Below are 13,225 nucleotides of genomic sequence, written 5' to 3' on the forward strand. Positions count from 1 at the left end.
AATAGAGAGTTTTAACATTTAAAAGATATAACAATGAAATTCAAATTTGAAAACCTAATTATTTGGCAGAAGGCCATGGATTTTGCTGAAGAGATGAATTTATTATCTGACAATTTTCCCAAAAAGGAGATTTTTAATCTGAGCTCGCAAATACTACGAGCCTCAGATTCTATTGCTTTAAATATATCAGAAGGAGCCATAGGACAGTCAAATCCTGAATTTAGGAGGTTCATGGGATATTCCATCCGATCATTGGCTGAAGTAGTGACTTGTTTGCATAAAGCTAAAAGGCGAAACTATATAACTGAAGAAGTATTTAATGTTCATTATGAATATGCTTTCAACCTGATGAATATGATGACAGCATTCAAACAAAAAATCAAATGAAAACTTTATTCAAAGTGATAAAAATAAGTACAGAATTTTTGTCTTTCGGAACCACCAAATATACTTCTAGCTTCCGACTTCTGACTTCTATATTTATAATTCTACAGCTGTTGCAGACTAATCTATCGCAGGCTCAAAATCTGGAGAGATATTTAGTGGAAGCAGGAGAAAAAAATCCGGAGCTCAAGGCTTACTTTAATGATTATTTGGCCACAATGGAGCAGATTCCTCAGGTGGGAGCTTTGCCTGATCCGGAGCTGACAGTAGGGTTTTTCCTTCAGCCAATGGAGCGGTTTATGGGCAATCAACTAGCTGATATCCGACTCATGCAGATGTTTCCATGGTTTGGCATGCTTCGAACTCAAAAAGATGAGGTGGGTAAAATGGCTTCAGCGAGATATGAAGTATTTGAGAACGCCAAAAACAATCTTTATTATCAGGTTAAAAGTATTTATTATGAAATGTACCAACTGGAGGAAGAAATCAGGATCACTGAAGAAAATTTAAAAATACTCCAAACTTATGAACGGATAGCACTGAGTAGGTTTAAGAGCTCAGGTACCGGAGGTAGTTCCTCTAATATGCCTTCTTCAGGAAGTATGGATTCTCCGACTGGAACTTCATCAGGTTCATCCATGGGTGGTATGAGTTCGGGAGGAAACAATGCAAGGCCTTCAGTAAAGCCGGCTGGGAGTGTTGTTTCTGATGGTGGGTCAATGGCTTCGGGCAAATCTACTATGAGTGATGTGTTAAGGATTCGCATACAGCTGAAAGAACTGGAAAGTAATCTTCTCACTTTACAAGATCAGAAAGCCCTATTATTGACAGAATTTAATAAGCTGCTTAATAGAGAGATGGAAGAAGCAGTCATTTTAACTGATACATTGAGAGAAGCAACTATTCCACTGGACAAAATAGCACTTTTAGATAGTATCAGAATAAATAATCCTATGCTGAAAATGTTGGATGCTGAAGCTGAAGCATACGAAGTACAAAAAGAAATGGCCCGACTGAATGGCCGCCCTATGCTTGGCATTGGAGTCAACTATATGCCCTTTAGTGCTAGGCAGGAAAATGGAATGGACATGGGTGGAAAAGATATGATTATGCCGATGGTATCAGTCACTATTCCTATCTGGAGGAAAAAATATAATGCCCGGCATAAAGAGGCAGAGTATAATCAGTTGGCAGTTAGTCAGAGAAAAGAAGATATGGTAAACCAACTGGAAGTTGAATGGAGCAGAGCTGTTAGGGATTTGGAAGATGCCAGTCGAAAAATTCAGTTATACAAAGATCAGGCAAAGCTCGCTGAGCAGACTGTGCAACTTCTGATGACCAGCTATTCCGGCAGTGGGCAAGGGTTTGAGGAAGTATTGAAAGTACAACAACAATTGCTTGATTATCAGTTGAAATTAGTAGAGGCTATTGTGAATCAGCATATGAGTATTGCGCAAATAGAAGCTTTGATGTGATAAGTAAGAGGTGTAAAATTGCAGAGGTGTTAAGGTGCTGAAGTGCAAAATTATACTTCTGATTTGATTTAATGATGATATATAGATCAGGATTTTAATAATAGAAAAGATGAAAAATATTTTTAATAACAAATACTTTATAGCAGTCATTATTTTGATTGCGGGTATTGCCATTGGCTATTTGATCAGTTCTCCTGATAAGCCACAGGTGACAGAACAATCGGAACATGAACTGGCGGACCATGCAGCTGAGGAAATATGGACTTGTTCTATGCATCCGCAGATAAGGCTTCCTGAGCCGGGCGATTGCCCTATTTGCGGAATGGATTTAATACCTGCCACTTCAAAAAGTTCCAGCGCTTCTCAGGATCCTGTAGTGTATGAAATGACTCCGGAAGCAGTAGCAATGGCGAATATTAGCACCTCAATAGTAACAGGGGTCAGTCCTGATGGAGAGGTTTTATTGAGCGGAAAAATACAGGCAGACGAGCGGAATATCGCTACTATTACAGCTCAGTACCCAGGTAGAATAGAGCAATTGTTTGTGAATTTTACCGGACAAGTAGTTCGTAGGGGAGAAAGATTGGCTACCATTTATTCACCGGAACTTTTGACAGCACAAAGGGAGCTCCTGGAAGCTGCCAGTACAAAAGAGAGCTTTCCGGAATTGTATGAAGCAGCTCGTGAGAAATTGAGATTATGGAAATTGAGTGAAGCACAAATAAAGCAAATAGAGGAATCTGGAAAGGTAAAATCAGAATTTAATGTAATTGCTGATAAAGGAGGCGTGGTAATGCAACGTAATATATCAGTAGGTGATTACGTAAATACGGGTTCAATATTATTTGAGGTAGTAGATTTAAGCCGTGTCTGGATTATGCTGGATGCCTATGAATCAGATTTGTCATTAATTAACAGAGGAGATAAAGTCTCTTTCACAGTAGCCGGAATAGCCGGTAAAACTTATGAGGCTACAGTTGATTTTATAGATCCTATTATTGATCAAAATACGCGATCCGCTTCAGTACGGGCAGAAGTAGCCAACCCTGATATGGAGTTGAAACCCGGCATGTTTGTGAAGGCAAGAATTCAATCTTCTTCCCAAAAAGCTAAACAATCATTAGCCATTCCACGAACGGCTTTGCTTTGGACGGGAAAAAGATCAATCGTATATGTGAAAGTGCCTGATACTGAGTTTCCTGCTTATGAAATGCGGGAAATCACTATTGGAACACGAATGGGAGATATGTGGCTGGTAGAATCAGGACTGGAAGCAGGGGAGGAAATAGTGACTAATGGAGCATTTTCAGTAGACGCAGCTGCTCAGCTTGCTGGGAATTATAGTATGATGACACGCCCGAAAGCCAAAACCATGGAAGTGCCTGAGAAATTCAGAGAACAAATAACTGAAATAGCCGAGGAGTATTTTGAGTTAAAGAATAAACTGGTGGAGAATGATGCTGAGGCTGCAAGAATGCAATTTTCTGATATAAGAGAGGCAGTTAACCAGGTAGAAATGGAATCACTTGAAAAAAATACACATGATCATTGGATGCAGTTGAAAAGGGACATGTTAAGTGCCATTGAAATGATGGAGGCTGCTAAAGGTATTGAAGAACAACGCCAACATTTTGTGATGCTTTCAGATCAGGTTCTTGAAATGACAGAATTATTTGGACTCCAAAAAGATAAAGTTTACAAACAACATTGCCCTATGGCTTTTGATAATGAAGGAGCTTATTGGTTAAGTGAGCAGGAGGAAATTCTCAATCCTTATTTTGGAGATGTCATGTTGACTTGTGGGGAAGTTACTCAAACCTACCGCAAAGGGCAGAGGGTATTTGAGAAGGAGGATGAAGTAAAGCAGCAGCCCACTGGTCATCAACATTGATTATCTGATTGATTAGTATGGAGAAAATGTTTCTCAGCTTCATACTTAATCTTTTGCTTTCCAAAACGCGTTGATTTAAATAAGATAACTAAAAAACTAATTATGAAATGTCCATAAAACTAGCTATACCAACCGAGGATGAATATTAGTAAAGCCTAGAATTTGGAAGTAGATGGTAGAGTATAGACATTCCATAGCCTGCCCCGACTGCATCGGGGTGACCACTAAAAATAAATAAATACTCATGAAAACTCAATTTATTCATTTTAGCACAGCACTTTTATTGGTTGTGGGCCCAGCTTGCCAAAGCTGTCAAAGTAATAACGAACAAAGTGAAAATAATGCGATGAATTCAGATTCAATAGTTGATGATCGTAGGGCCCCTATAAAAAATGAAGACAATCCCAAAGTATTGGGAGCAGACCGATCCAATAATCCTAAAACAACTGGAACCGGAGACGAATCTTTCAGCACTGATACCACTCAAGCGGAAGGAATTAAAAAAGAGAAAGTTCAACAGGTAATTACTTACTACCTGGAATTAAAAGATGCACTTGTCAAAAGTGATAACCAAAAAGCGAGTGAAGTAGCTGCTAAAATAAAGAAAAGCTTAGAGGGACATAATAATCAATTGGCAAAGAATATACTTTTTGAGGCCGAGCAAATTGCACTAATTGATAACCTTGATCACCAAAGGACTCGCTTCAATACACTTTCGGAAAATGTTTATACACTGGTTAATTCAACCAAAGCAAACCAAAAAATACTCTATCGACAATACTGCCCTATGGCTTTTGATAATGAAGGAGCCTACTGGTTAAGTGCCGAAGAAGAAATTAGAAATCCTTACTTCGGTGATAAAATGTTAAAATGTGGAAGCGTGAAAGAAACCCTGGAATAGAACATGATAATTTGATCATCTGGGCTAATCACAGTTGAAGTGTTCTTGGAATGATTTATTGTAAAATATTTTATCCTTTGATTATACTATTTATATTTGAAGGATAATTTTTATTGGCGCTTCTTTATAAATAAAATACTATTAAATGCTGATAGAATTTATTCCAACAGATAAGAAAAAGTAAAGGAGTTTAGTCAGTATTTAGTCAGATGAGGAAAAATAAAAAATACTATATCCGTAAAAGTCACCGCTATCTGGGCCTTTTTATTGGGATTCAATTTATTGCATGGACCATTAGTGGTTTATATTTTAGTTGGACTAATCTGGATGAGATTCACGGTGACCATTTTCTTCAGTCGCCTCAATATCTTTCAGCTGACATTGCCACAGTTTCGCCTGATAAAGTACTGGCCTCACTAAAAGAAAATCATATTGTCGACTCTATTAGCTCATTTCAACTTATAAGGATATTGGATATACCTTATTACCAAATTAAATACTTCTCTAACAGCAGTGAGAAAAAACAAAGTGTAACAACTGAATATGCATTGGCCAATGCACAAACTGGAGAACTACGACCACCCATTACTAAGGAAGAAGCTACTTTAATAGCTAAAGAACAAGTAATACATCCTGCAAAATTAAAAGAAGTAGAATATCTGGAAGAAGCAGGGAGCCATCACGAATTCAGAGGAAGAAGATTGCCTGTATGGGCAGTTACTTTTGAAGAACCGGCTTGTGCTGTGTATGTAAGTCCTGAATCAGGTACATTTCAGACCATCCGACACAGTAAATGGAGAATTTTTGATTTCCTCTGGATGTTTCACACAATGGATTATGCTGGCAGGGACAATTTTAACAACTGGTTGCTCAGGATTTTCTCAGTATTCGGACTGATCACTGTGGTATCAGGCTTTACTTTGTATGTGGCGACTTCTAAAACCTTTAAGAAAACAACTTCAAAAAGACAAGTAAACTAACTTTTTTACATTAAAAGTTGACATACTTTAAATCTCTGCAAATTCATTTTTTTTCAGATTGGGTAGTTTTACCCAAAAAGTACTACCTTTTCCAGACTCACTTTTAAACCCAATATCGCCATTCAGAATTTCAACTAATTCTTTTACAATAGAAAGTCCCAATCCGGAACTACTTTCATTGCCTGTGGGCTTGTTGTTCATTTTCTGAAATTTCTTGAACACCTTGTTATGTTCTTTTTCCATTATACCTATTCCTTCATCCTGAACCTCGAAAGAGAGGAATTCATCCTCTAGTCTTGCCTTTAGGTAAACGGAAGTTCCACTTCTGGAAAATTTAATAGCATTAGATATCAGATTATCAAGAATTCTGTTAAGCAAGCTTTCATCTGTGAAAAACGGATCGGAGAAGGTTGTCAGTTCAGTTTTAATTTCAATTCTTTTTAAAGAGGCGGTACCCCTGTGCTTATCTGCCATCTCCGATAAATACTCAGGAAGTTCAATGGGGGAAACATTGGCTTCTTTTTGAGACTCCATATTATAAAGAATAAGTAAATCATCAATTAGATTTACCCCTTGTTTATTTGATTTTTCAAGGTTTTTCAGAAACACCAATTGATCAGGAGTCAGTCCACCTTCCATTTTTATTAACTGGATTAATCCAAGATTAGTGTTTAGTGGCGATTTAAGATCATGGGCTACCACATGTATCAATCCGTTCTTTTCTTCATTTATACGTTTAAGCTGATGAATACTTTGGGTCAAGGCCTTATTCTGCTTGTCCAGTTGCTTCGTTCGCTCTTTTACTTTTCCTTCCAGTTCAGTATTGGCCACTTTAAGTGCTTGACCTAACTTCTCAACATTTTCATGTGTGCTATTCAATCTGTTGGCCATAATAACTACATGCGAAAATAAATAGAGGAATATGCCTGAAGAAAAAACCAAATCAGCCACTATCCTGTAATGGTGCAGCATTATTTCTATAACAGTGACTCCAAATAACATGATAAAGCCTACTAAAGCCACAATTACTTCCTTGTCACCTTTAATACTTTCCTTTGCAATAAAATATAGCAGGCCTAAACCTGTTAAAATAGTAGTCAGTTGCATGAAAGGAATGAAGTAGGAACTATAGAATAATGGTAGAAATACTGTCAGAATACTAGCGCCAATGGCTATATAATAAGGGGCTCTAATAAAGAATACTGGAATAAATGCAGGAAACATATGGTAAATAAACTTAATGGTAAAGGCCAGAATCAGGAAGAAACTGATAAACTCAATCCGTGTGCTTAACCACCAGGGAAAATTCAGGTATTCTGTAAGTATGTATTCATTTACACTTAAAGTCCTAAGGACTGTCAGAAAACAAACCAATGAAAAATAGAATGCTAATTTTGTTTTGTGTCTAAACAAATTGGAACCGAGGTGGAAGAGCCCCATAAAAAAAATAGAGCCTATCAGAAAGAATGAAATAGCGATCTTCTTTGCCCTGCTTTCAGTAAGGACATCATGTTTTCCCAATAGTGGTGCCCGTACTAGTCCTCCTCTTCGGTAGTGAAAATTTGACACATGGTAAACTATGTCCAATACACCTTCATGGGGAGGTATTTTGTAAATTTTATTTGTGTAAAGAGGTTTAGCTTCCTCTTTATTCTTTCCAACTTTACCAATTTCCCCTAAAAACTGATTATTAATATATAGTCGATAATTAGTACTCGTAACAAGAGCGTTAATGGCTAGGTTTTTCTGGTTCTCATTCACCAAAACTCTTAAGTAAAAAGTGGCATAGCCTGTGGCCGGCAGTTTTTTGCCATCATACTCCTTTCCTGTCCAGGTATTTAATGTATTAATGTAAAATTTGACTTTTTTTGATTGCATTTCTTCTGAAGAGAGAAATTCACCAAATACCATTTGCCACTGATGTTGAAGGGTGTGAATCTCCGTATCTAAATCCTTCCCCCTGAGGTCCAGCACATTCTCCTGTGCCATTACATTGGTGGTCATCAACCCCCAAAGGAATAAGAATTTTAGAAACAGCTTCATTGTCAAAATATTTTATTTTAGTTAGGCTTCACTAAACCTGAATATTATTTCGGGTTGTGGTCATTGTCTTCTACCTTGTTTTTATAAAAATAGGGATTTAAGGTGAGTGATAGTTTGCAAATTTCGAGTAAAAGCTGAAGTGTATGTTTTTGCCTGTATCTGCTAAAAGATTGCTTTTAGCCCTTAAAAAGCAGCAGGGATATACTGAAATGATTTAATCTGAAAATGGATATTGAAAGGAAAAATTAGCGTACTCTACCAATTAACTTGGGTAAGTTGTGTTACAATTTATAAAATCACGCCCTAAAAAGAGAATATTTTCAATACAATAAATTATATTTTTACTCTAAAAATGTAATTTTTGACTTCATTAGAAATTATCTAATTTTGAAAATCATAAGCTTGTAATATCTTCTTTTAAATTAAACAGTTTAACAGATAATTCTTGAGAAAAGGCAGATTCCTGTTAAATGTATTCATTTCTTTACTCACTCATTTCAATTCCGAATTTCTCTGAAATCAACTCTTTTAATTGATTCAAACTTAACCGGTTCATGGTTTCCGGATCTATCCAAACTGAAATTGATCCTTTCTCTTCCAGAAAAATAGCAGGAAGTCCATCCTTTCTGTTGTATTGTTCTTCCCATTCATCTTTATGAAGAAAGCTCATTTTTACCGGTGTTTTTTCCTTAAAAGCTGCCCAGTCTTTATTGATGGAAAACGTATCATAAGTAATGGCGCATAAATTGCAGGCATAGGTTTGTGGTGATAATATTTTGTGCATAATATCCATATAGCCATTCCATTTACCGGAGTTGGCATTGTATACAAAAATGAGTTGTTGGTCTTTTGTCATAATCATATTATTTAATTCTCTTTTTCCCACCAGCCTTTGCTGTTAATGGTATTGCCCCCCATTCTTTCTGAGGCCTCCTGGAAATTAGCATTATTGGTAGCCTGTTCTGATTCAGGATATAAATACCTGACCGGATATTGATCATTATTAAAATTGTCAGGTCCGGGTTTTATGGCCGGTATTCCTGTTCTGCGAATGTTGAACCAGGCTTCATGACCATTGGTATTCAATACCACCCATTTTTGGGTGAGTATTTTAGTAAGATTATCAGTATTGTCTAAAAGTACACCCTCTCTGCCAAAGTAATCAGCTGGCAATTCAGTTTGATAATAATCAAAACTAGCAGCAATGCCATTCTCATAATAAGCTTGTGCATCACCTGTAATGAAATCACGCTCCACGGCTTCTGCCAATGCAAATTGCAGTTCAGCGTATTGCATAAATTGCGCATCTATACCATCAGGAATGTCCCTGAATATCTCCCCAAAAAGGGAAATATCGTTTAAATTAATATTTCTTTCACTAATGGTTTCCCTGTTGAGTCCATTTTGTAAACCTTTGAATTCCGGATTACCATCAGTAACACTTTTTTGAGTGGGTTTATATAAAACATGCACTCTGGGATCATCCCAGGCACTAAGTATAGAATCAACAGTTCGAGTCATTCTATGTTCCTGATAAAGCCCAAGAGCCGATTGTGACATAGGCCATTGGTTAGGAGCGGAGCTTAAATAGGGAACCACTGCATTGTCGGCATTGGATTGCATCAGCTTTCCGGAATTGGCCAAAGCTTGTAATTCACTAAAATCAGTTATTCTTTTGCTGATTCTTAAAATATAGCGTACCTGCAAAGAGTTGGCAAATCGTTCCCATTTCTCCAGATCATTGCCAAACATCATATCTCCCTGTATGAAATCATTAGTAGTTGAAAGCGTGGCAGCTGATCTTTTCAATACTGCCAGAATCCCTGTTTCAGGATCAGTATAAATGCTTTCCTGAATGTCATACTTAGGGCTGTACAATCCTTCTTTGGCCTTTAAGGCTTCTGTATAAGGAACATCTCCCCACATATCAGTTAGTTGGGAAAATAAATATGATTGCATAATATCTGCTACTGCAATATAAGCTTCATTAGTGGCTTCATTTTCTTTAATTGATGCTATATCAGTTAGTAAACCGAAGATGACATTCCAATATTCGCTGTTGGTGCCCATTTCATAACGGTCAATACGCTCAAATTCTACGCTGGCAGAAAATTGTGTAAGATAATTGGACAGCCTAAAACCCTGGTCGTAAGTGTTTTTGTCTGCTGATACTGAAATAACATTGGATAATAAAAATTGAGGTCCGATTTCTTCCGGAGCATTCGGATTTTCATTGATTTCTTCAAAGTTATCTGTGCAAGCAAATGTAATCAGACATAAGCTTAATAAAGTGAAAATTATATTTTTCATGAGGGAATGCATTTAAAATTTTGTTTTAATACTGATACCGTAGCTTCGTGTGGAGGGCAAAGACATATCTTCAACTCCATATGTGATGTTTCTGCCTTGTATAGCATTCAGTTCAGGATCAAAATGAGGGTTTTCTGTAAAGAGTAGTAGGTTGCTTCCTACAAAGCCCAGTTTAATGTCCTGAAAACCGATGGAATTACTAAAGCTTTTTGGCATTGAATAATACAAGCTTAGCTGGCGCAATTTGATGTAAGAGGCATCATACAATGCACTTTCTTCATTGCCTCTGTCAAAGTAACTATTGTAGAAAGTACTTGCAGCTACAGAAGTAGTATTGGTTACATATTGTGGATTATCGTTTGTACCTACATTCATTACACCCTCACCAATTACGCCATTTTCCCTGCCTTCCAGTGTTTCCTGTAAAACACCTGAAGTACTTCCCAGGGCACGGGTTCTTGAAACAATGGTGCCGCCTTTACGCCAGTCAATTAGAACGCCTAACTGTACACCTTTATAACTTAATTGATTGTTGAAACCTGTGATGAAATCAGGATTATAATTGCCTAACAACCTTAGTTCGTTATCCTGAACAGGTAAGCCATTGGGCCCGAAGAGTGTTTGCCCTTCAATTTTTACAAATCCTGTTCCGTACATATCACCCACACGGCCACCTTCTTTTGCTATATAAAACACAGCATTTGAACCACCTGATCCGGCAAAAACACTGGCTACACCAGTTACATATTGATCAACACCTTCCGGCAGTTTGGTAACTACGCTTTGGTAAGTAGTAAAGTTAATGGATGACTGCCATTTCAAGCCTGTGTATCTGAGCAGATCAAATTTTAACATGCCCTCGAATCCACGCGTACGTACCTCTCCACCATTTTCAATGATGTTACTAAAGCCACTTCCAATAGAAATAGGTCTGCCAATAATTTGATTGATACTGGTGTTTTGGTAAGCGGACAGATCCAATTGGATGCGATCGTTTAAGAACCAAATTTCTGTTCCAATTTCATAAGCATTTAGTCTTTCCGGCTTTAAATTGCTATTTTTTAATACGGTCTCATTGGTCACTCTGGTATAGGAACCATAATTCTGATTGAATTGAAAAGTGTTGTTTAATTGGTAGGGGTCAGTATCATTGCCCACACTTGAAGCGCTTAGCCTCAGGTTGGCATAAGAAACAGACTGAGGTAAGTCAAACATCTCGGAAACTACGTAGCTTAAGCCAGCAGAGTAGTAGGCAAATGAATTGTTTTCTGCCGATAAAGTACTACTCCAGTCATTTCTTAAAGTAAGATCAAAGTATAAGGAGGAACGATAGCTGATGTTCCCCAAACCGTACACACTATTAATTCGCTTGTTAAAAATCTGGCTGGATCCGCGCAAAGGCACTCTTGAATTTTCTAAAGTATAAATGCCTGGAACAGCCAATTGATAAGCTTCGGAATAGATGTAATCAATCTTTTGATCCATCCGGTTTGCTCCTAAGGAGAGGTTGTATTTCCAGTGAGTGTTGATTTGGTCTTTAAATGACAAAAGGAAATCAGTATTCATTTCACTAAAAGAAATATTATCTTCCCTGAAGCCACCGAATGGCCTTCTGTTGGTACTGAAGGCTCTTCTGAATTCTCTTTTATCACTATAGGTATCTAAACCGATTCGTACTCTTAGACTAATTTTTTCAGTAAAGTCATAGGTAATGGAGGCATTCCCCAGTACTCTGTTTTTATTGAAATTATTGGTATTTTCAAATAGTGTCAGGTAAGGGTTGGTAAGCCATAAATAGTTGAAATCGTAATGCTGAATTCCTTCCTGACCGGCCTGCCAATAATTGCGCAAAGCAGCTATGTCAGTTTGCCTGCCTGTCCAGTTGAATCCATACATCACATTTTCATAGCCATAGCCCAAATTAGGTTTGTTGTCGCTTCTGGAATTGATGTAATTCGCAAAAGCATCTACACTTAATTTTCGGCTTAGTTGCTGGTCGAGGCTGATGGAAATACCATCTCTATCCAAATTAGTATTGGGCAATATTCCCTCATTTCGAAGATTGCTGTAGGAAAGCCTTGCTGCACCATTTTCGGAAGCTGAACTCACAGCTACATTATGTTGGGAAGTAATGCCTGTTTCGAAGAAATTTTTAACATTGTCGGGACGTGAAACCCAGGGAGTGGGGGTGATTTCAGTAAAGCTTCCATCCGGAAACCTTCTGGAAATAACATCACCGGCTCTCACAGGATTTCCATTGATATCAACAGAAGGGCTATCAAATTGCCTTATCATCAGTCCCTGATCCAGCCGTGGACCATAGCTGCTAATGCCTCCATCATTCAAACCTGCACCAATTCCATTTTGAAAGGAATACTCGACATTGGAGCCACCACCATATTCATTTTGGTAATCCGGTAAGGTCAATAGTGTTTCCAGAGTAAGGGAACTACTGGTAGTTACACCAAAACCGGGAGACCTTCTTCCTTTTTTGGTGGTAATTAGAACAACCCCATTGGCAGCTCTTGTGCCGTATAAGGCTGCGGAACCGGGTCCCTTAAGAATTGTGATGGAAGCCATGTCATCAGGATTTAATTCGGCAGCCCCATTACCAAAGTCAACTTCCTGTATATTTCCTCCATCATTGAATAAATCACTGGTGATTAGCTCATTGCTGATGGGTACACCATCTACTACAAATAAAGGTTGATTGTTGCCACTTAAGGAATTTTCTCCCCGGATGACTATCCTTGAAGACGAACCAACTCCGGATGAACCATTTGTGATTTGAACTCCCGCTACCTGTCCTGCCAAACTGTTGACTACATTATTTAATGGTACATCAGTAAGTTGTTTCGCCTCCACCTTGGCTATTGAAGAGGCCATTGACTGTTTCTCTCTTTCTATACCCAGGGCAGTGACAACTACTTCGGCTAATTGCTCTGTGGATTCCTCTAATGAAATAGTGGCTGGAAGCTCCCCATTTTTTATCTCCAGCCTTTTGGTAGAATATCCTAATGAACGGATTTCCAGTGTCAGATTTTTGGAAGAACTAGTCAGCTGAAAGAAACCTTTGCTATTGCTAAGTGCAAAGTTATCAGTCCCCAATTCATTTACTGTGGCACCTGGAATGGGTTCATTATTGATATTAAGCAGCTGTGCTGAGTAAGTCTGCACCTGGCCATAAACAGAAGTGAGACATAACTGTAATACTAAAATGTAGAATATCTTCATCTTTCAG

General features: G+C 37.9%; 9 protein-coding genes. 5 read left to right on the forward strand and 4 right to left on the reverse strand.

The window, feature by feature from the left end:
• Window positions 1–33: 33 nt before the first annotated feature.
• From JKA74_RS03525 to JKA74_RS03545, 5 genes are all read left to right on the forward strand, one after another.
• On the forward strand, window positions 34–387 hold the full coding sequence (locus JKA74_RS03525) for a four helix bundle protein (protein WP_201429771.1): 354 nt from the start codon (window positions 34–36) through the stop codon (window positions 385–387).
• Entirely contained in the window at window positions 384–1,859 is a 1,476-nt protein-coding gene (locus tag JKA74_RS03530) for a TolC family protein (protein ID WP_201429772.1), read from the forward strand. Before JKA74_RS03525 ends, JKA74_RS03530 begins: the two co-directional genes overlap by 4 nt.
• A 109-nt stretch (window positions 1,860–1,968) precedes the next feature.
• The gene (locus JKA74_RS03535; protein ID WP_201429773.1) at window positions 1,969–3,750 is read left to right on the forward strand and encodes an efflux RND transporter periplasmic adaptor subunit; all 1,782 of its coding nucleotides are present in this window, start codon (window positions 1,969–1,971) and stop codon (window positions 3,748–3,750) included.
• 244 nt (window positions 3,751–3,994) lie between these two features.
• Window positions 3,995–4,651 carry a DUF3347 domain-containing protein gene (locus JKA74_RS03540; protein WP_201429774.1) on the forward strand — a complete coding sequence of 219 codons (657 nt, stop codon included), beginning with the start codon at window positions 3,995–3,997 and terminating at the stop codon, window positions 4,649–4,651.
• A 209-nt stretch (window positions 4,652–4,860) separates the two neighbouring features.
• On the forward strand, window positions 4,861–5,631 hold the full coding sequence (locus JKA74_RS03545; protein WP_201429775.1) for a PepSY domain-containing protein: 771 nt from the start codon (window positions 4,861–4,863) through the stop codon (window positions 5,629–5,631).
• A 27-nt stretch (window positions 5,632–5,658) separates the two neighbouring features.
• On the opposite strand, the gene JKA74_RS03550 is transcribed toward JKA74_RS03545, so the two are convergent.
• The 4 genes from JKA74_RS03550 to JKA74_RS03565 form a co-directional block, all read right to left on the reverse strand.
• Window positions 5,659–7,674 carry a sensor histidine kinase gene (locus JKA74_RS03550; protein ID WP_201429776.1) on the reverse strand — a complete coding sequence of 672 codons (2,016 nt, stop codon included), beginning with the start codon at window positions 7,672–7,674 and terminating at the stop codon, window positions 5,659–5,661.
• 484 nt (window positions 7,675–8,158) lie between these two features.
• Window positions 8,159–8,530 carry a hypothetical protein gene (locus JKA74_RS03555; RefSeq protein WP_201429777.1) on the reverse strand — a complete coding sequence of 124 codons (372 nt, stop codon included), beginning with the start codon at window positions 8,528–8,530 and terminating at the stop codon, window positions 8,159–8,161.
• Window positions 8,531–8,541: 11 nt separating this feature from the next.
• Window positions 8,542–9,984 carry a SusD/RagB family nutrient-binding outer membrane lipoprotein gene (locus JKA74_RS03560; RefSeq protein ID WP_201429778.1) on the reverse strand — a complete coding sequence of 481 codons (1,443 nt, stop codon included), beginning with the start codon at window positions 9,982–9,984 and terminating at the stop codon, window positions 8,542–8,544.
• A gap of 12 nt (window positions 9,985–9,996) precedes the next feature.
• Complete coding sequence (locus tag JKA74_RS03565; protein ID WP_201429779.1) at window positions 9,997–13,218, reverse strand: SusC/RagA family TonB-linked outer membrane protein; 3,222 nt, start codon at window positions 13,216–13,218, stop codon at window positions 9,997–9,999.
• Window positions 13,219–13,225 lie beyond the last annotated feature (7 nt).

The sequence above is a fragment of the Marivirga aurantiaca genome (genome assembly GCF_016679925.1).
In the GTDB taxonomy this organism is placed as follows: domain Bacteria; phylum Bacteroidota; class Bacteroidia; order Cytophagales; family Cyclobacteriaceae; genus Marivirga; species Marivirga aurantiaca.